The sequence below is a fragment of the Sorangium sp. So ce204 genome (assembly GCF_051526795.1).
GTDB lineage: Bacteria > Myxococcota_A > Polyangia > Polyangiales > Polyangiaceae > Sorangium > Sorangium cellulosum_B.
The window spans coordinates 3,634,274-3,656,618 of the sequence record NZ_CP150317.1 but is presented as its reverse complement, the minus strand read 5'-3'; the positions used below and the strand labels follow the sequence as shown (position 1 = coordinate 3,656,618).

Below are 22,345 nucleotides of genomic sequence, written 5' to 3'. Positions count from 1 at the left end.
GGCTCAGTCGTCAAAGAGCGAGTTCAGCTCGTCCTGAGCGAGGGCGACCTCCGGGAAGTCCGAGGGAGTGACGCCTCCGGCGTCCTCACTCACGCAATGCCGGATCAGCTCTTGCAGCCAGTGAATGTATCGCTCCGCCAGGAGCTCGATCTGCCTCGTGTCGTGGATGGCCGCGCTGAAGGTCCATTCCAGCAAGAGGCGCCCGCCCGCCACCATGCCGTTGACCTCCAGCCATCGGTCACGGGCATTTCCTCCGCCCCTCGACGTCCCCGTGGACTCCGAGGCCGGTCGAAACATCCCGCCCGCTCCGAGCACCTGATCGAACTGTCCGAGGTAGTTGAAGCTGACCCGCGGCTCGGGACCGGTGGCCAGATCGCTCCCTTTCTCGCTCAGGTAACGCAGCACCCCATACCCGATGCCCTTGTTCGGCACCTGCCGCAGCTGTTCCTTGATGCTCTTGATCGAGGCGTCCAGGCCGCCTCGATCCGGCGTCAGCCGGACCGGATATACCGAGGTGAACCACCCCACGGTCCGCGTGACGTCCAGGCCCTCGAACAGATCCTCCCTCCCGTGCCCTTCGAGCTCGATGAGCACGCTCTCCTCGGCGGACCACTCGCACAGCGTGTACGCCAGCGCGGTCAGCAAGAGGTCGTTCACCTGCGTCCGGTACGCGTGAGGGGCCTGGGTCAAGAGCCGCGCCGTCTCGGCGGCGTCGAGCTCCACGGTCGTCGTGCGAGCCAGGGCCACCAGGTTCTCCCCTCTCGGGTTCATCGCCGGCAGCTCGGCCGGCGCCTGTCCCACCACGCCTCGCCAGTACTCCAGCTCCCGATCGAAGCCGCCGCGCTCCGCGTGCTCCTCCAGCACCCGGGACCAGCGCCGGAACGAGCTGCTCTTGACCGGCAGACGAGCGGGCACGCCGGACAGGAGCCCCTCGTACACCACCTGGAGGTCCTCCAGCAGGATTCTCCATGAAACGCCGTCGACGATCATGTGGTGAATCACCAGGAGCAGGCGTCCCGGGCGCGCAGCTCCGAGATCCATGTACACGGCCCGCAACAGCGGCCCTTCCTCCAGATGGAGGCTGCGCTGCGCTTCATTCGCCGTGCGCGTGATCGCCGCGGCGACGTCCGGCTCGCCGCTCAGGTCCACGCGCCAGCACGTCTCCGGCTGGTTCGATTCGCTGTACCACTGCTTCCAGCGGCCTCCTTCCAGTCGATACCGAAGCCGCAGCGCGTCGTGGTGCTCGACGATCTGGTCGAGCGCTCTTTTCAGCAGGTCGACGTCGAAGCGCCCGTGGATCTCCAGCAGCACCGACTGGTTCCAGTGGTGCATCTCGGCCAGCTGCTGCTCGAAGAACCAGCCTTGGATGGGCGTGAGGCCGACCTCTCCCGACGCGTGATCCTGCTCGACGCTCGCCGGCGCCATCGCCCCCGCTACCGCGGCCAGCGCCTCGAGCGTCTGGTGCTGGAACAGATCCTTCGGCGTGATGCGGATACCGATGTTCCGCGCCTTGCCCACCACCATGAGGGCCACGATCGAGTCGCCGCCGAGCTCGAAGAAGTTGTCGTGGAGGCCAACCCTCTCGATGTGGAGAGCCTCTCGCCAGATCGCCGCGAGCGCCGCCTCGATCTCGCCACGAGCTTCGATATAAGGCTTCTGCACATGGGTCAGATCGGGCGCCGGCAGCGCCTTGCGATCGACCTTGCCGTTCGGTGTCCGCGGGAGCCTCTCCAGCAGGACAAAGAAGCTCGGCACCATGTACTCCGGCACCGCCGCCTTCAGCTGCGCGCGGAGCGCCTCGCGGAGGCGCGCCTCGTCTTCCGTCCCCGGAGACGCGAGGCTCGGCTGCTTCGGGACGACGTACGCCACGAGCCGCTTCTCCGCGGGCGTGTCCTCCCGGAGGACGACCACCGCATCCTCGACCTCATCCGCCTGAAGCAGCCGGGCTTCGATCTCTCCGGGCTCGACGCGGTAGCCTCGGATCTTGACCTGATGATCCTTCCGGCCAACGTACTCGATCACGCCGTCTGGCCTGTAGCGCGCCAGATCCCCGGTTCGGTACATCCGCTGTCCGGGGGTGTCGCTGAAGGGGTTTGCGACGTACGACTCCGCGGTCCGCGCCGCGTCCTGCAGGTAGCCGCGTCCGACGCCGACGCCCGCCACGCAGAGCTCGCCCGTCACGCCCGCCGGCACCAGATCGAGGTGCTGATCGACGATGTACAGCTCGGTGCCGTCCACGGGGAAGCCGACGGCCACATACGGCGTCTTCTCCTCCGGAGCGCCACGCAGGGTATACAGCGCGACGTCATCCGAGCATTCCGCCGGACCGTAGGCGTTGACCAGCGGCACCCCTCGGTACTGGTCGAACCACATCTCGGCCACCTCGACCGGAAGGGCCTCTCCCGTCGGGAGCAGCCAGCGGAGCGGGAGCCGCGCCGCGCTCGGCAGAGATCCGCTGGACAGCGCGCTCCGGATCAGACCCGGGACGCTCTCCAGCACCGTGATTCCGCGCCGGGTCACGTAGTCGAACAACGCCACGCCGTCATGCGCAACGTCGTCAGGCACGATCTCGACGCGCGCGCCGCAGAGCGGCCCCGTGAGGAACTGCCATACAGAGATGTCGAAGCACTGTGACGCCGTCTGCGCGATCACGTCTCGCTCCCCCAGGTCGAGGTACGGGACCTTGCTCAGCTGGTTGTTCAACATGCCGCGCTGCTCCACCATGACGCCCTTGGGCCTCCCGGTGGACCCAGAGGTGTAGATGACATAGGCGAGGTTCGCCGGTCCGCTGTAGATTCCCGGGTCATGCTCGGGCAGCGCCATCCGGCGCATCGACTCCAGGAACATCACCTTGGGGAGGTCGTCCCCTGAGGCGGACGACAATGCTTCTTGCAAGAGGAGCCGGAAGGATTCGGTCGCCAGCACCACGCGCGGGCGGCCGGACTCCAGGATCTGGCGGACGCGCTGAGCTGGATGGCGTGGGTCCAGCGGAAGGTACCCGGCCCCTGCCTTGAGCGTCCCGAGGATCATGCTGAGCAGATCGACGCTCCGGTCGTCCAGGATCGCCACCACGTCGTCCAGGCCCACCCCCTCGCCGATCAGCGCGTGCGCGACGCGGTTGCTGGCGATGTTCAGCTCGGAGAACGTCAGCGCTCGCGCGCCGTCCGCAGCGGCCACCCGGTCAGGGTGCCGAGCGACCCGCTCCTCGAACAGGCTCGCGTAGGACGTCCACGCGCGACGCTCCTGGCGAGCAGCAGCGCCGTCGCGCGTCGCTCTCCCCTTCCGGATCAGCGCCGTACGCTCCGCGTCGCTCAGCAGCGGAAGCCGGCCGATCCTCTCCTCTGGAACGGAGGTGATCGACTCGAGCAGCACCCTCCAGTGCTCCGCCATCCGCTCGATCGTCCCGCGCTCGAACAGGTCCGTGCTGTATGTGAACGACGCGTACAGCCTGTCCCCCTCTTCCGCCGTGTCCAGGGACATGTCGAATTGCGTCGTGCCGCCCTTGAGCTCGAGCGCCTCCATCCTGAGCTCATCCAGCTCACCGAGGGCCTCGTACGATCGCCGCTCGTGATTGTGCATCACCTGGAACAGAGGTGTGCGGCTCAAGCTCCTCTCCGGGTTGAGCGCCTCGACGAGCTTCTCGAACGGCACGTCCTGATGCGCCTGCGCTCCGAGCACAGCGTCCTTCACCCTCTCCAGCGCGTCTTCAAAGCTCAGGCCTGCGTCGAGGTGGGTTCGAAGCACATGCGTATTGACGAAGACCCCGATCAGCGGCTCCACCTCCAGGTGGTTGCGGTTCGCGTTCGGCACGCCGACGCGGATCTCCTCCTCCGCTGAGTACCGATGGAGGAGCACCTTGAACGCCGCGAGGAGCACCATGAACAGCGTGGCGCCCCGCTCCTGCGCCAGCGCCCTCAGCCGTCCGGAGAGCTCGGTGGAGAGCTCGAAGCTGTGCTTCGCGCCGCGGTAGCTCTGCGCCGAGGGCCTCGGGTGATCCGCCGGCAGCGAGAGCACCGGGTGCTCGGTCCCGAGCCGCTCCTTCCAGTACGCGAGCTGCCCTGCGAGCTCCCCTGACTCGAACCGTCGACGCTGCCATGACGCGTAGTCGACATACTGTACCGGCAAGCTCGACAACGCCGGCGACCGGCCCTCGCTGTACGCACGATACAGCGTGACGAAATCCTTGACCAGGATGCTCATCGACCAGCCGTCGGACACGATATGGTGCATCGTCACGAGCAGCACATGCTCGCTGTCCGAGAGCTCCAGCAACGTCACCCGAAGCAGCTCGTCTCGCTCGAGGTCGAACGGCCGAGAGGCCTCCTCTTCGGCCAGCTCGCGCGCGCGCCGCTCGCGCTCTGCGCCCGGGAGCCCGCGGAGGTCCACCCTGGGGATGGCCAGCCGAGCGGCATCGCGGATCACCTGGTAGCCCTGTCCGTCCTCCTGCCCGAACGTCGTGCGCAGCGCCTCGTGACGCTCGACCAGCGCAGCGAAGGTGTCCGCCAGGGCCTCCGGGTTCACCCCTCCCACGAGCTTCACGGCGAACGGCACGTTGTACGCCGCGCTCTCCGGCTCCAGTTGCCACAGGAACCACAGTCGCTGCTGTGCATAAGAGAGCGGCTGGCGCTGCCCTCGGTCCACACGAACGAGGGTCGAGCGAGGGCCCTTCGCGCCGAGAGCGACAGCCTCCTCGACGCGCCCGGCGAACTCGACCAGAGTCCGTCCCTCGAACAGCGCCCGCAGCGGCAGCTCCACCTCGAGGGCGCTCCTGACCCGCGAGATCACCTGAGTCGCCAGCAGCGAATGCCCTCCCAGCTCGAAGAAGTCATCGTGGATGCCCGCGCTCTCCACGCCGAGCACCTCGGACCAGATCTCGGCCAGCTTCCGTTCGAGCTCGCTCCTCGGCGCGACGTAGCTCCTCTGCACCTGGTCCCCTTGAGGCAGGGGCAACGCCGCGCGATCCACCTTCCCGTTCGAGGTCAGCGGTAGCTCATCCAGGAGCACGTACACGGCCGGCACCATGTACTCCGGGAGCGCCGCGAGGAGCGCCGCGCGGAGCCTGTCACGGAAGCCCCGGGCCTCCTCGGCCGCCGCGGACGAGAGGCCAGCCTGCGCCGGGACCACGTACGCCACGAGCCGCTTCTCTCCCCCGTCGCCCTCACGCCCGAGGACAACGGCTCGCTTCACCCCGCTCTGCTCGGCGAGCCGCGCCTCGATCTCCCCGAGCTCGATCCTGTACCCGCGAATCTTGACCTGATGATCGATTCGCCCGATGTACTCGACGGCGCCATCCGCTCGGTACTTCGCCAGATCTCCTGTCCGGTACAGGCGCTCGCCGGGCGCCTCGCAGAACGGGTTCGGCACGAAGCGCTCCGCCGTGAGCTCCGGCCGGTTCAGGTATCCACGCGCCAACCCGGCTCCTCCGACATAGAGCTCACCCACGACGCCGGCCGGGACGGGCTTGAGCTCCGCGTCGAGCAGGTACCAGGTGAGGTCCCCGATCGGCCGGCCGATCGGGCTCACGGAGGCGCCCCGCGCGTCCTGCGCGGTCAAGGGTCGATAGGTCACATGGACCGTCGTCTCGGTGATGCCGTACATGTTGACGAGCTGCGGTGACCGGTCCCCGAAGCGCGCGAACCACGGGCCCAGGCTGCCCACCTCCAGCGCTTCACCGCCGAACACGACGTAGCGCAGCGGCGGTCTCGGCGCGGCGTCCCCCCGCAGCTCCGCCACGTGCATGAGCTGGCGGAACGCCGATGGCGTCTGGTTCAGCACGGTCACGCCTTCCCGACACAACAGCTGATAGAACTCGTCTGCCGAGCGACTCGTGTAATAGGGGACGACGACCAGCTTCCCGCCGTGGAGCAGCGCCCCGAAGATCTCCCACACCGAAAAGTCGAAGGCGTACGAATGAAACAGCGTCCACACGTCGGAGGCGTTGAAGCGGAACGACGCCTCCGTCACCTCGAACAACCGCAGCACGTTGTGGTGGGAGAGCAGCGCCCCCTTCGGCCTGCCGGTGGAGCCCGACGTGTAGATGCAATAGGCGAGGTTCTCCGGGTGGGTCGAGGTCTCCAGATCCTCTCCGCTGTAGCCCTCGATCTCGCGGACGTCGCGGTCCAGGCACCAGACCGCGCTGTCCCCCTCCGGGAGCCTCCCGAGGAGCGCGGCCTGCGTCAGGACCACCCGGGGTCGCGCGTCGCTCACCATGTACGCGAGCCGCTCAGGCGGATAATCCGGATCGAGCGGCAGGTACGCGCCGCCAGCCTTCAGGATCGCCAGCAGGCCGATGACCATCTCGATCGAGCGCTCCACGCAGATGCCCACGAGGACATCCGGCCCCACCCCGAGCTCTCGCAGCTTCCTCGCCAGCCGGTTTGCTCGCGCGTTCAGCTCGGCGTACGTCAGGGCGTCGCCGTCGCACGACACCGCCGTAGCTGCCGGAGTGCGCCCAGCCTGCTCCTCGATCAGCTGGTGCAGGCAGCGCTGGGCTGACATGGGCCGGAGCTCCGCGTCCGCGGCGCCCCTCGCCAGCATGGCTCGGGGCTCTGCCGGGACCTCGAGCGGCGCGCCGTTCCACATCTCGAGCACGTCCGAGCGCTCCGACGCGTCGAGCAGGGGCAGCCGACCGACGCGCGCGTCCGGGTTCGACACGATGGCCCCGAGCAGGTTCATCCAGTGCCGCGCCATCCGGTCGATCGTCGCGCCGTCGAACAGGTCGGTGCTGTACGTCAGCGACGCGTGCAGCCCAGACTCGTCCTCTTCTGTCGCGAGCGTCAGATCGAACTGGGTCGTCCCGCCGCCGAGATCCACGTCCTCGATCCGAAGGCCTGCCGGCGTGTCCAGCGGCGTCCGTCTCGCTCGCTGATGATTGAACATCACCTGGAACAGCGGGTTGTGGCTCATGCTCCGCTGCGGGTTCAGCGCCTCGACCAGGTGCTCGAACGGGAGATCCTGGTTCATCTGAGCCTCGAGCGCCGCCGCCCTCACGGCGTCCAGCATCTCCCCGAAGCTCATGCTCCACCGGACATCCGATCGCAGCACCTGCGTGTTGACGAAGAGGCCGACGACCCGCTCCACCTCCACCGCGGCACGGTTCGCGATGGGCACCCCCACCCGAATCTCGTTCTGTCCGGAGTAACGATACAAGAGCACCTTGAACGCAGCCAGCAGCACCACGAACAAGGTCGCTTGCTTCGCGTGCGCGAGGTCCCTCAAGCGGCGCAGCAAGACCGGATCGACCTCGAACCGACAAGTCGCACCTCGATGGCTCTGGAAGGCCGGTCGCGGGCGATCCGACGGCAGCTCCAGCATCGGATGCTGCGTTCCGAGCTGTGCTTCCCAGTACGCGAGCTGACGCCGGAGCTCTCCCGATTCCAACCACGCTCGCTGCCACACGGCGTAGTCTGCGACCTGGATCGGAAGGCTCGGCAGCTCCGGCTCGACCCCCTCGCTCACGGACCTGTACAGGCGCGCAAACTCCTCCACGAGCACGTTCATCGACCACGCGTCCGACACGATGTGGTGCATCGTCACCACGAGCACGTGCTCCTGATCCGCGAGCCTCAGCACCTTGACGCGCAGGAGGGAGCCGGCGGGGAGATCGAACGGGCGACCGATCTCCTCCTTCGCCTGCTCGCGAGCTCGGTTTTCTCGGTCGCTCTCCGCGACGCCGCGAAGATCGACGACCACCACCTCGACGTCGCCGGCGTCGACGACCTCCTGGTAGCCCTGCCCCGCCTCTTGCTCGAACCTCGTACGGAGCGCCTCGTGCCGCGCGACCAGGGTAGAGAACGTCCTTGTCAGCGCGTCCAGCTTCCAGTCTCCCCGGAGCCGCACGACCCTCGCGATGTTGTACGCCGCGCTCTCCGGCGAAAGCTGCCAGAGGAACCACAGCCGCTGCTGCGCGTAGGAGAGCGGCAACCGTCGATCACGGCCCACGGGGCGGAGCGGCGGCCTCCGGCTCTTCACGCCCTCTCGCTGCGCCTGCTCGACCCGAGCGGCGAGCTCGACGACCGTCCTCGCCTCGAACAGGGCCCGCAGCGGCAACTCCACGTCGAGCTGCTTTCGCACGCGCGACACCACCTGGGCGACCAGGAGCGAGTGGCCCCCGAGCTCGAAGAAGCTGTCGCGGACGCCGATGCGCTCGACGCCGAGCACCTCGGACCAGATCTCGAGGAGGCGCTTTTCCAGCTCGCTCCTCGGCGCAACGTAGTCCTTCTGCACCTGGCTCTCCCTGGGCAGAGGCAGCGCGTTGCGGTTCACCTTGCCGTTCGCCGTCAGCGGGAGCTCCGCCAGCAGCACATAAACGGACGGCACCATGTACTCGGGCAGCGCCGCCTTCAGCGCCTGGTGGAGCTCCTCGCGGAAGCGCCGCGGCGCTTCGCCGGTCTCCGCCTCCAGGCCGGCCAGCGCCGGCACCACATACGCGACAAGCCGCTTCGTTCCGGGTGCGTCCTCGCGCGCGACCGCCACGGCCGCGCGCACCCCGTCCTGCTCCAGGAGCCGTGCCTCGATCTCTCCGAGCTCGATGCGGTGCCCTCGGATCTTGACCTGATGGTCGCACCTGCCGATGTACTCGATGCACCCGTCCGGGCGATACCTCACGAGGTCCCCTGTCCGGTACAACCTCTCGCCGGCCACCCCGCCGAACGGGTTCGGAACGAAGCGCACGGCCGTCAGCTCAGGGTGATGGAGATAGCCTCGAGCCAGCCCATCTCCGCCGATGTAGAGCTCTCCCACCACGCCCACGGGCGCCGGACTCATCCTCTCGTCCAGCACGAACATCGTCGTGTTCCCGATAGGACGCCCGAGGAGCGGCTCGGGGCGATCGCTGTCGAGCGCGTGGCGCGACGACCAGATCGTCGTCTCCGTGGGGCCGTACAGGTTCCAGACGCGGCCCGCGTGCTGGATCAACCTGCCCGCCAGATCCGCCGGCAGAGCCTCTCCTCCGCACAGCACCTTGCATCTCGGCATCGCGCCGAACCCCGGCGATTGGCTCAACATCCGCCACGTCGCGGGCGTCGCCTGCATGACCGTGATGCCCTCCCTCCCCACGTGCTCCAGGAGCGCCTCGGCGTCCGATGCCACCTCTCGCCCGACCAGAACCACGCGCGCTCCCACGAGGAGCGGCAGGTACAGCTCCAGCCCCGCGATGTCGAACGACAGCGAGGTCAGACCCAGGACCCGATCGCTCGCATCGAGACCGGGGCTCTCCATCATCGTGCTCAGGAAGTTGACGACGGAGCGGTGGCAGACGACGACCCCCTTCGGCCTGCCGGTGGAGCCTGAAGTATAGATGCAGTACGCCAGATCTTCCGGGTGTGTCAGGCTCGGCAGGTCGCCCGTCCCGAGGCCATCCGCCTCGATCCAGTCACGGTCGAGGCACCACACCACGCCCTGCGTGCTGGGCGCCCTCTCCAGCAATCGCTCCTGCGTCAAGAGCACCGTCGGCTGCGCGTCGCGCACCATGTAGGCGAGGCGCTCCGCTGGATACTCTGGATCCAGCGGCACATAACCGCCCCCCGCCTTCAAGATCCCGAGAAGCCCGATCATCATCTCGAGGGACCGCTCAACGAACATGCCGACCAGCACGCCCGGCCCGACGCCGAGCGCGCGCAGCCTCCGCGCCACCTGATTGGCCCTCGCGTTCAGCGCCGCGTAGCTCAGGAGCTCGCCCTCGTACGACGCCGCGATGGCCTCTGGCGTGCGCCTCACCTGCTGCTCGATCAGCTCGTGCAGACAACGATCCGATGGATACTCCATTCGCGTCGCGTTGGTCCCCTCGAGGACCTTCCGCTCGACCTCGCTCGCGATCGAGATGTCTTCAACGCGCTTGTCGGAGCCGTCCGCCAGCTGCTCCAGCGCCCCCTGCAGGTGCCGGAGGAGCGCCTCCGCTTCCTCCCCGCCGAGGATCTCACGATGATACGAGAGCCGGATCCGGAAGCGACTGCCCGGGAACACCTCGATCGTCACCGGGTAATTGGTGTGGGTTCGGCTTCTGACGCTCTCCAGCGCGAAGGCGGCCGCCCCCTCGGCGGCCTCCGCGTCGATCGGCGCGTTCTCGAAGACGAGGAGACTGTGAAACAGAGATGTCCCACGCACAGCGCTGCACAACCGGATATCCGTGAGCGGCAGGTACTCGAACGGACGGATCTGCGCGTTCTTCTGAAAGACGTCACGAATCCAGGATGAAATGTCCTTCCTCCGGTCCACCCGGACACGGAGAGGGATACTGTGAATGAATAGCCCGACGATGGCTTCCACCCCGTCCAGATCCGCCGGGCGTCCGGCGACCGTCACGCCGAACACGACGTCATCCAGACCGGAGTGGCGGGAGAGCACAAGCGCCCAGGCGGCCTGAACGAGGGTGTTCGGCGTCAGCCCCCAGCGCTTCGACGACGCCAGGATCCGCGCCGTCGACTCTTCAGTCAAGTGGACGTGACAGTCGCCGACCTGCCGATTCGACAGCTCGCCTTCGTCCGACACGGTGGTGAAGGGGAGCGGCGTGGGGTACTGCAGACCCTCCAGCTCCTGTCTCCAGAACGCGCGCGCTTCGTCGGCGTCCCTTCGCATCAGCCATTCCACGTACGCCCTGAAGCGCGGCACGGACGGCAGCTTCGGCTCTCGTCCCTCGACGATGGCCTGATAACAGGCGGCGAAATCACGCAGCACGAGCGAGCTGCACCACGCATCCACCAGGATGTGATGATAGCTGCTCGTGATGTACATCTCGCTCTCGCTCACGTGGATGAGCCGCATCCTGAACAGCTGTGGCTTCGACAGGTCGAAGCCCAGCCTCAGCTCGTCCTCGAGGATCCTGTCGAGCGCCTCGGCCCGCTCGTCGTCCCCGAGCGTCCTCCAGTCCAAGCACTCGGACCACGCGCTCACGTCTCCGTACACGACCTGAACCGATCCGATGCCTTCATGAAGAACGAACGCCGTGCGCAGGATCGGATGCCGCTGCACGACGCGGCTCCAGGCCTCGACGAACGCGCTCGGGTCGAGCGGCCTCTTGACCCGATAGACGTTCTGCATGTGGTAGACGCCGGACCCGGCGCTCAGCAGGGAGTGCATCATCAGGCCCTGCTGCATGGGCGTCATCGGGTAGATGTCCTCCACGTTCCGGAGATCGATCCCGATGGAATCGATGGCGGCCTGAGGCGCGCGCAGCAGCGGGAAGTCCGATGACGTCGCTCCTCCGAGCTGGACCGTGGCGCAGTGCTCCAGGATCGTCTGCAAGTGATGAAGCCAGAGATCCGCGAGGGACTTCACATGCGCGTCCTCATGAATCGCCGAGCTATAGACGAAGTCGATCCTGAGCTGCCCATCATGGATCAAGGCCTCGACGGCCAGCCACGTGCGCCGCGCGCTCTCGGGGTCCCGGGGCTGGGCGGCGGGCTCCTTCGCTATACGGAACAGCGCGTCGCCTTCAAAGAGGTGTTCGAACCGTCCGAGGTAGTTGAACGTGACCTGCGGGTTGGCTCCCTCCGCGAGCGTCCTTCCGCTGGCGCTCAGGAAGCGCAGCACCCCGTAGCCGAATCCCTTGTTCGGAACGCTCCTCAGCTGCTCCTTGATGCCCTTGATGGACCGGCCGAGATCGCCGCGCTCTGGCGTCAGCCGGACGGGATACAGGGTCGTGAACCAGCCGACGGTGCGGGTGACGTCGATCCCCTCGAAGAGATCCTCTCTGCCGTGGCCCTCCAGCTCGATGAGCACGCTGTCTCGTCGACCCCACTCGCAGAGCGCGTGCGACAGCGCAGTGAGCAGCAGGTCATTGACCTGGGTGCGATAGGCGCGTGTGGCCTCCGAGAGCAGCCGATGCGTGTCGGATTCATCCAGCTCGACGCTGACCATCCTCGCCGAGCCCACGCTGTTAATCCCCCGGGGGTTCGCGGCTGGCAGGCTCGGCTCCGGCCCTTGGACCACGCGCTGCCAGTACGCCAGCTCCTCTCCGATCGTCTCACGCCGGGCGTGCCTGGCCAGCGCCTGCGACCACTGCTTGAACGAGCTGGTCTTCTCGGGCAGCACCACCTCATCGCCGGCCTTCAGCTGCTGGTACGCCGTTCGCAGATCTTCCAGGAGGACTCGCCAGGACACGCCGTCGACCACCAGGTGATGGATGGTCAGCAGCAGTCGGCCCGGCTGCCCTCCGAGATCCATGTACACGGCTCGCAGCAGCGGCCCCTTCGCCAGATCGAGGCTGCGCTGCGCGGCCTCCACCGCGCTTCCGATCGCCGCCGCGACATCGGTTTCGGCGCTCAGATCGACACGACGAGCGAAGACCGGCTGTGCCCCCGTGCCATAGCGCTGCTTCCACTGGCCTCCCTCCCTGCGGTAGCGCAGCCTGAGCGCGTCGTGGTGAACGGCGAGCCGCTGGAGCGCGCTCTCCAGGAGCGCGACATCCAGATCACCCCGCACTTCCAGCAGCAGCGACTGGTTCCAGTGATGCGGCGCCGGGATCTCCTGCTCGAAGAACCACCTCTGGATAGGCGTCAGCTCCACGTCCCCTGCCGCGCTCTCGCCCGAGCCCTCGCGCGCGGCGCGCGCGGTGACGAGAGGCGTCGCGACCCTCGCCGCCTCGGCGACTGTCTGGTGTTCAAACAGCTGCTTCGGCGTGAGCTTGATCCCGACCTTCCTCGCGCGCGAGACGGCCTGCAGCGCCAGGATGGAGTCCCCCCCGAGCTTGAAGAAGCTGTCGTGGATGCCGACGCGCTCGACCTTCAGGAGCTCACGCCAGATCTGGACGAGCTTCTCCTCCAGCTCGTTCCGCGGCAGCACGACCTGCGTCTCCACGTGCCCCGGGGCGGGCAGCGCCCGCTGGTCCAGCTTGCCGTTCGCCGTCAGCGGGAAGCTCTCCAGCCAGACGTACTCGGCAGGCACCATGTGCTCCGGCAGCCGCGCTTCAAGCGCCGCCCGAAGCGCGTCGCTGTCCCGATAGCCATCCTTCCCGATGACGTACGCCACGAGCCGCGCGTTCCCCGCCTGACCTTCGCGCACGAGCACATGCGCGTCCGCCACCGCGGACGACGCCGAGAGCAGCGCGGCGCGCACCTCCCCGAGCTCGACGCGGTAGCCGCGCACCTTCACCTGATTGTCGGCGCGCCCCAGGAACTCGATGCTCCCATCCTCGAGGGTGCGCGCTCGGTCCCCCGTCCGGTACAACCTCTCTCCACGGCTGCCGTACGGGTTCGGCACGAAGCGCTCCGCCGTCAGCTCCGCGCGGTTCAGGTACCCGCGCGCCAGGCCGGCGCCCCCGATGTAGATCTCTCCTATCACGCCCACCGGCACCGGCTGCATGTCGCCGCTGAGCACGTAGACCTGGCTGTTCGCCAGCGGGCGGCCCAGCGGCAGCGTCACGCTCTCCGCCGCTCGCTCCGCCCGGTGCTCGTGCGTCAGCACCCCCACCGTCGTCTCCGTCGGACCGTAGTGATTGACGATACGGCAGCCGCCGCTCTGCTGGATCTTCTCCACCAGCTCCCACGGCGTCGCTTCTCCTCCCAGCACCAGCGTGTGCCGCGGCAGCACGCGCTCCGGCCGCGCCGCGTGCATCAACCCCTTCAGATGGCTCGGCACGATCTTGAGCACATCCACCTCGTGCTCATGCATGTACGCCGCCATCGCGTCCGGATCGAACACCCGCTCTTCCGACAGCAGGTGAAGCGGGCGGCCCGAGCACAGCGCGCCGAACAGCACCGTATTGCCCAGATCTGCCCCCACCGTCGACACCATCGCCATGCTGGCCTCTTCGGGCAGCGACAGCCGCTCCAGCAGCGCCTGCACGTAGCTCGCGACCCCCCGGTGCGTCACCACGACGCCCTTCGGCCGCCCCGTCGACCCCGACGTGTAGATCACGTACGCCGCCTCATCCGGCGACACCTCCGCGCTGAGCGCCTCCTCCGGCCCCAGGGCGACCTCCGCCGCGTCCGGCGACACGACCTCCACGTCCCGCCCCGCGAGCGCCCGCCGGACGCTCTCCTCGCCCAGCACCACGCGCGCTCCGCTGTCCTCCACCATCTCGCGCAGCCGTGCCTCGGGCAGCGTCGGCTCCATCGGCACGTACGCCGCTCCGCTCTTCAGCACCCCGTACAGCCCCACGATCAGCGACGCGCCGCGCGGCAGACACACCCCGACACGCGCCTCGCGCCCTATCCCCCGGGCGCGCAGCCAGTTGCCAAGCCGGTTCGCGCTCCGCTCCAGCTCCCCGTAGCTCAGCGCCCGCCCCTCGACCCGCAGCGCCACCGCTCCCGGGCGCAGCGCCGCCGCGCGACCGATCAGCGCATGAACGCTCTTTTCTTCCCCGGCAAACGGCCCCGGGTTCCAGCGCCCGATCGCCTGCTCCTGCTCCGCGGCGTCCATCCAGCGCAGCACGCCGGTCGGGCGAGTCGGCTTCGCCACGGCGTCGGCGAGCAGCACCCCCAGCGTCTCGCCCATCCGCGCGATCGTCTGCGCCCGGAACAGGTCCGTCCGGTAAACGAAGCGGCACGAAAGCCCCCGCGGCGTCTCCGTCACGTGCAACGTCAGGCCAAACCTTGCGACGTGCTGCTCAGGCCGCTCCCAGCTCACCTCGAGCCCGCGGATCGCGCGGCTGAGCTCGTCGGCCTCTCGATGCCACGAGAACAGGACGTCGAACAGCGGTGAGTTGTCGTTCCGTCGCTCTGGCTGCAGCGCCTCGACGAGCCGCTCGAACGGCAAGTCCTGGTTGGACTGAGCGCCGGCGACCGTCTGACGGACCCGCTCGATGTGCTCGGAGAAGCTCCTCGAGCTGTCAACGAGGGTCCGCAGCACCTGCGCGTTGACGAAGAAGCCGACGACCCCTTCTATCTCCGCCCGATGACGGTTCGCCACCGGCACGCCGACGCGAACGTCCTTCTGCCCGGCGTAACGGGACAAAAAGAGGCTGAACCCGGCCAGCACCGTCATGAACAACGTGGCGTTGTGCTGCTTCGCGAGCGCGGCGAGCGCCTCGGTCAGCTCGCCCCCGAGCTCGAACCAGTGATCCGCGCCTCGATGCCCCGCGATCACCGGCGGCTTCCCGTCGGCCGGCAGCGCGAGCGCGTACTCCTCTGCCCCGAGCTCCGTCCTCCAATAGCTCAGCTGCTTCTCCATCGTCGGCCCGGCCGACAAGCGCCGCTGCCATAGGGCGTAATCGGCATACTGGATCGGCAAGCTGGGCAGCGAGGGACGGCGGCCGCTCTGTATCGCGTCATAGAGCTCCATGAACTCCGCGATCAGAATATTGTTGGACCACTCGTCGGTGATGATGTGATGCATCGTCAGCAGCAGACGATGCTCTCGCCGGGACAGCCGCACGAGCTTCGCTCGCAGGAGCGGGCCCTGCTGCAGCACGAAGGGGAGGCGGGCCTCCTCGTTCGCCAGGTCGCGCGCCCGCGAGGCGCGCTCTGCCTCCGAGAGCTCCGACAGATCGACCTGAGCGAGCGCGACCGCCGCTGTCGGGGAGACCACCTGGACGGGATGCCCGTCCTCCTCCGCGAAGGTCGTGCGCAGCGCCTCGTGCCTCTCGACCAGCTTGCCGATCGCGCCCTCGAGGGCCGCGACGTCGAGCTCACCGCGCAGGGTGAGCACGCTCGGCATGTTGTACAGCGGGGTGCCTGGCTGCAGCTGATCGATGATCCAGAGACGCTGCTGCGCGAACGAGAGGGGCACGCGGGCGGGCCGCTTGTTCACCACGATGGGGAGCCGCGCCGCGTCTATCCCTTGATCGGTCAGCCACTCGACGAACAGCCGCTGCTTGTCCTCCGGCAGCGACGACAGGCGTTCAGCGACCTTCCTCAGCTGCGTCGACTCGGCATTATCGATGTGGCTCATTCTGAAGTCCCCAGCTCGTCCAGCTTCTTGAACATCGCAGCGACGTCGATGTCTGTGACGGATCGGCTCGCATCTCGGCTCACGACACGAGCGAGCTCCTCCACCGACCCAGCCTCGAACAAAGTACGAAGTGACAGGTCCACGGCCAGGTCGCCCCTGATCCGTGAGGCCATCCGGGTCAGCAACAACGAGTGCCCGCCGAGATCGAAGAACCTGTCGTGAACCCCCACGCGCTCGACCCCGAGCACGTCGGACCAGATCTCCGCCAGCTTTCGCTCGATCTCGTTCCTGGGTGCGACATAGCCCGTCTGTACATGGCTCCTCTCGGGCACCGGGAGCGCCTTGCGGTTCACCTTCCCGTTCGCGGTCAGCGGCAAGCCGTCGAGCAGCACGTACACGGCGGGCACCATGTACTCGGGCAGCACCGCCTTCAGGCCGGCGCGGAGCTCGTCGCGGAACCGCCCTGTCTCCTCGCTCCCCGCCGATGTGAGCCCAGCCTGCGCCGGAACGACGTACGCGACGAGCCGCCGTTCCCCGGGCACGTCCTCCCGTGCGACGACCACCGCCTCCCTGACCCTCTGCTCGCGGAGCAGGCTCGCCTCGATCTCGCCGAGCTCGATCCGGTGCCCACGGACCTTCACCTGATGGTCGCTTCGGCCGAGGTACTCGATGTCACCTCCTGCGCGGTACCTCGCCAGATCCCCTGTCCGGTACAGCCTCTCCCCGGACGCGCCGCCGAACGGGCTCGGCACGAAGCGCTCCGCCGTCAGCTCGGGGCGACGATGGTATCCACGTGCCAGCCCATCACCGCCGATGTAGAGATCCCCGGCGACCCCTATCGGGACAGGGTTCAGCGCCTCGTCGAGGACGTAGATCGCCGTGTTGCCGATCGGGCGCCCGAGCAGCGGCTCCGCGCTGTTCGCGCCGAGCGCGTGGCGGGACGACCACACCGTGGTCTCCGTCGGACCGTAGAGGTTCCAGACCTCTTCGAAGCGCTGGAGGAGCTCTCGCGCAAGATCCTCCGGCAACGCCTCCCCACCGCAGAGCACCTTGCACCTGGGCATGGCGCCGAAGGCCCGCGACCGGGTCAGCATTCGCCACGTCGCCGGCGTCGCCTGCACGATCGTGATCCCTTCGCTCGCCACCCTCTCGATCAGCGCCTCTGCGTCCGACGCCGCCGCGCGCTCCACCAGCACCACGCGAGCCCCCACGACCAGCGGCAGGTAGAGCTCCAGCCCTGCGATGTCGAACGACAGCGACGTCAAGCCCAGGACCCGGTCCTCCGGCCCCACCCCGGGGCGCTCCTTCATCGTGCTCAGGAAGTTGACGAGGCTGCGGTGGCAGATCGTCACCCCCTTCGGCTTACCCGTCGATCCTGAGGTGTAGATGCAGTACACGAGGTTCTGCGGCGCCGTGATGCTCGGCAGGTTCTGGGTGTCATAACCCTCCACCTCACCCCAGTCCCGATCCAGGCACCACACCGCGGCTCTCGCGCTCGGCGCCCTCGCCAGCAGCCGCTCCTGCGTCAGCAGCACCTTTGGCTCCGCGTCCTCCACCATGGTGGAGAGCCGCTCCGCCGGGTACTCCGGATCCAGCGGGACGTACCCCCCACCCGCCTTCAGGATCCCGAGGAGCCCGACCATCATCTCCAGAGATCGCTCCACATGGATGCCGACCAGGGAGTCCGCTCCGACCCCGAGCTCGCGCAGCTTCCTCGCCAGCTGGTTGGCTCGCGCATTCAACGCTGCGTAGCTCAAGGCCCGTCCTCCGTACGACACCGCGACCGCCTCCGGCGTCCGGGCGACCTGCTCCTCGATCAGCTCGTGAAGGCAGCGCTCTCTCGGATACGAATGCTGCGTCCGGTTCCACGTCACGAGCGCCTCCGAGCGCTCCGACTCGCCAAGCAGGGTGAGCTCTCCGATCCGCGCGCCGGGGTTCGACAAGACCGCGTCGAGCAGGTTCCTCCAGTGCGACACGAGCCGCTCGATCCCCCCCCGCTCGAAGAGGTCCTTGCTGTAGGTCACGCTCGCGCGCAACGAACGCTCCTGCTCCTCCGTCTCGATCGAGAGATCGAACTGCGTCGCCTCGGGCTCCTGCTCGAGCTTCTTGACCGTGAGCTCAGGCATCTGCTCCAGCGCCTGATGCTCCCGCTTGATGTGGTTGTAGAGCACCTGGAACAAAGGGTTGTGGCTGAGGCTGCGCGGCGGGTTGAGCGCCTCGACGAGCTGCTCGAAAGGCAAGCTCTGGTTCGCCTGCGCTCCACGCACAGCGTCCCTCACCTGAAACAGCAAGTCCTCGAACGTCGTCCTGCCGTTCACCCTCGTGCACAGGACGTGCGTGTTGACGAAGAACCCGATGAGCGGCTCCACCTGCGGATGACTGCGGTTCGCGTGCGGGACCCCGACGCGAATCAGCTCTTGCCCCGAGTACCTGTGCAGCAGCACCTTGAAGGCCGCCAGCAGGACCATGAACAAGGTCGCGCTCTTCTCTCGCGCGAGCGCTCTCAGGCGATCGAGCAGCTCGGCGCCCAGCTCGACGTGGAGCGTCGCCCCTCGGTAGCTCTGCACCGCCGGGCGCGGATGCGCTGCGGCAAGCTCGAGCACCGTATGCTCCGGCCCCAGATGATCCTTCCAGTACTGGAGCTGCCGCTCGAACTCGGCAGATTCGAGCCACCGCTGCTGCCAGACGGCGTAGTCCGCGTACTGTATCGGGAGGCTCGGCAGCTCGACCGCCTTCGCCTCGCGATGCGCGCCGTAGAGCTTCACGAGCTCTTCCACGAGGATGTTCATCGACCATCCGTCCGACACGATATGGTGCATCGTCACGAGCAGAACGTGCTCCTCGGCCGAGAGCTTCAGCAACGCCACCCGCACCGGCCAGCCCCGCTGCAGATCGAACGGGCGGCGCGCCTCCTCTTCCGCCAGAGCCCGCGCTCGCGTCTCGCGCTCGACGCCGGAGAGTCCGCTCAGATCGAGAAGGGGGATCTCGACCGCATGGGCGTCGAGGACGACCTGATACACCTGCCCTTCTTCTTGCTCGAACCTGGTTCGCAGCGTCTCATGCCGGGACACGAGCGCCGTGAACGCGCTCTGAAGCGCCTCGATCTCGAGGTCGCCCAGCAGCTTGACGGCGATCGGCACATTGTAGGCCGCGCTCTCCGGCGACAGCTGCCACAAGAACCAGAGACGCCGCTGCCCGAACGAGGTGGGCAGCCGCCCGCCTCGCGCGACGGCCTCGATGTCGCCTCCTCCACGCCCGCCGTCGCCGGCTTCGTCCGTGTCGAGCGACGCCGATAGCTCGGCGATGCTGTGACGGTCGAACAGGTCCTGTATATCGAGCATGACGCCCGATTTCCTGGCCAGCGCGATCATCTGAAACCCGAGCAGCGAGTCTCCGCCGAGCTTGAAGAAGCTGTCGTGGATGCCGACGCGCTCGACCTTCAGGAGCTCACGCCAGATCTGGACGAGCTTCTCCTCCAGCTCGTTCCGCGGCAGCACGACCTGCGTCTCCACGTGCCCCGGGGCGGGCAGCGCCCGCTGGTCCAGCTTGCCGTTCGCCGTCAGCGGGAAGCTCTCCAGCCAGACGTACTCGGCAGGCACCATGTGCTCCGGCAGCCGCGCTTCAAGCGCCGCCCGAAGCGCGTCGCTGTCCCGATAGCCATCCTTCCCGATGACGTACGCCACGAGCCGCGCGTTCCCCGCCTGACCTTCGCGCACGAGCACATGCGCGTCCGCCACCGCGGACGACGCCGAGAGCAGCGCGGCGCGCACCTCCCCGAGCTCGACGCGGTAGCCGCGCACCTTCACCTGATTGTCGGCGCGCCCCAGGAACTCGATGCTCCCATCCTCGAGGGTGCGCGCTCGGTCCCCCGTCCGGTACAACCTCTCTCCACGGCTGCCGTACGGGTTCGGCACGAAGCGCTCCGCCGTCAGCTCCGCGCGGTTCAGGTACCCGCGCGCCAGGCCGGCGCCCCCGATGTAGATCTCTCCTATCACGCCCACCGGCACCGGCTGCATGTCGCCGCTGAGCACGTAGACCTGGCTGTTCGCCAGCGGGCGGCCCAGCGGCAGCGTCACGCTCTCCGCCGCTCGCTCCGCCCGGTGCTCGTGCGTCAGCACCCCCACCGTCGTCTCCGTCGGACCGTAGTGATTGACGATACGGCAGCCGCCGCTCTGCTGGATCTTCTCCACCAGCTCCCACGGCGTCGCTTCTCCTCCCAGCACCAGCGTGTGCCGCGGCAGCACGCGCTCCGGCCGCGCCGCGTGCATCAACCCCTTCAGATGGCTCGGCACGATCTTGAGCACATCCACCCCGTGCTCATGCATGTACGCCGCCATCGCGTCCGGATCGAACACCCGCTCTTCCGACAGCAGGTGAAGCGGGCGGCCCGAGCACAGCGCGCCGAACAGCACCGTATTGCCCAGATCTGCCCCCACCGTCGACACCATCGCCATGCTGGCCTCTTCGGGCAGCGACAGCCGCTCCAGCAGCGCCTGCACGTAGCTCGCGACCCCCCGGTGCGTCACCACGACGCCCTTCGGCCGCCCCGTCGACCCCGACGTGTAGATCACGTACGCCGCCTCATCCGGCGACACCTCCGCGCTGAGCGCCTCCTCCGGCCCCAGGGCGACCTCCGCCGCGTCCGGCGACACGACCTCCACGTCCCGCCCCGCGAGCGCCCGCCGGACGCTCTCCTCGCCCAGCACCACGCGCGCTCCGCTGTCCTCCACCATCTCGCGCAGCCGTGCCTCGGGCAGCGTCGGCTCCATCGGCACGTACGCCGCTCCGCTCTTCAGCACCCCGTACAGCCCCACGATCAGCGACGCGCCGCGCGGCAGACACACCCCGACACGCGCCTCGCGCCCTATCCCCCGGGCGCGCAGCCAGTTGCCAAGCCGGTTCGCGCTCCGCTCCAGCTCCCCATAGCTCAGCGCCCGCCCCTCGACCCGCAGCGCCACCGCTCCAGGGCGCAGCGCCGCCGCGCGACCGATCAGCTCATGAACGCCCTTCTCTTCCCCTGCAAACGGCCCGGCGCTCCAGCGCCCGACCGCCTGCTCCTGCTCCGCGGCGTCCATCCAGCGCAGCACGCCGATCGGGCGAGTCGGCTTCTCCACGACGTCGGCGAGCAGCACCTTGAGCCGCTGGATCATCCGCTGGATCGTCTGCTCCTTGAAGAGATCCGTCCGGTAGATGAACTGGCCGACGAGCCCGCGAGGCGTCTCCGTCATGTGCAACGTCAGATCGAACTTCGCGAGGCTCTCGACCGACGGCTCATGCATCAGCTCCAGATTGTGGTCGATCTGAAGATGCCCAGCGACCTCCCGATGCCAAGACAGCATGACCTGGAAGAGCGGGTCGTGAGAGAGCCGGCGTTGCGGCTGCAAGGCTTCGACCAGCTGCTCGAAAGGCACGTCCTGGTTGCTCTGGGCCTCGGCGACCATGCTGCGGATCGAGGCCAGATAGTCATCGAAGCACGATGAGCCGACCACCGTGCTTCGAAGCACCTGCGTGTTGACGAAGAACCCGACGAGCCCCTCGGTCTCCGACCGATTGCGGTTCGCGGTGGGTACGCCCACCCGGATGTCGCTCTGCCCCGAGGTTCGATGCAGGAGCACGTGAAACGCAGCGAGCACCGTCATGAAGACGGTCGCGCCGCGCTGCTTGCTGAAGCTGAACAGTCGTCCGGTGAGCGCGCTCCCAACGTCGAACGTGATGTTTGCGCCCCGGTGGCTCGGTATCGCTGGACGGGGAAAGTCCGTCGGCAGGAGCAAGGCGTACTCGTCGGTGCCGAGCTGCTTCTTCCAGTAGTCGAGCTGCTTGCCCAGCACGGCGCCCTCCAGCCAGCGCCGTTGCCACAACGCGTAGTCGGCGTACTGAATCGAGAGCTCCGGCAGCTCGGCGTCCTTCCCGCGCACGAAGGCCCGATATGCATGGGCGAGCTCGGACGCCAGCACCCCGTTCGACCATTCGTCGGACACGATATGATGCATCGTGACGACCAGCCAGTGCTCGCCAGGCGACAAGCAGAGGAGCTTCGTCCTGAACAGCGGGCCCCGCTGCAGGTCGAACGGGACCGCCGCCGCCTCGTCCGCCAGCGCGCGCGCTCGCGAGAGCCGCTCCTCCGCCGGCAATCCGGACAGGTCGATCCGGGGCACGTCGATCGAAGCGCCCGCCGCGATGACCTGCGCCGGCTCCCCGTCCACCTCGTCGAAGGTCGTCCTCAACACGTCGTGACGCTCGACGACGGCGCCGATGGCTCGGGTCAGCGTCGCCACGTCGAGCTCGCCACGCAGCACGAGCACGGAGGAGAGATTGTAGAGCGCGGTGCCTGGTCTCCACCGATCGATCAGCCACAGGCGCCGCTGGGCGTACGAGAGCGGAAGGATCGCAGGCCTGCCCGCGGCGACGATCGGCAGCTTGGTGATCTCGATGCCCCTCTCCTCGAGGCGCATCAGAAACAGATCCTGCTTATCGGGCGCGAGAGACGAAAGGCGCAGGGCGATCTCTCTCATCTGTC

At 68.0% G+C, this 22,345-nt stretch carries 2 protein-coding genes; both read right to left on the bottom strand.

Annotation, left to right across the window (positions count from 1 at the left end):
* Positions 1–3: 3 nt before the first annotated feature.
* Positions 4–15,828, bottom strand: a complete 15,825-nt coding sequence (locus WMF22_RS13780; protein WP_438036031.1) for a non-ribosomal peptide synthase/polyketide synthase — start codon at positions 15,826–15,828, stop codon at positions 4–6.
* The gene (locus tag WMF22_RS13775; protein ID WP_438036030.1) at positions 15,825–22,280 is read right to left on the bottom strand and encodes an amino acid adenylation domain-containing protein; all 6,456 of its coding nucleotides are present in this window, start codon (positions 22,278–22,280) and stop codon (positions 15,825–15,827) included. The genes WMF22_RS13780 and WMF22_RS13775 overlap by 4 nt, the downstream gene beginning before the upstream one ends.
* Between the last annotated feature and the right edge of the window lie 65 nt (positions 22,281–22,345).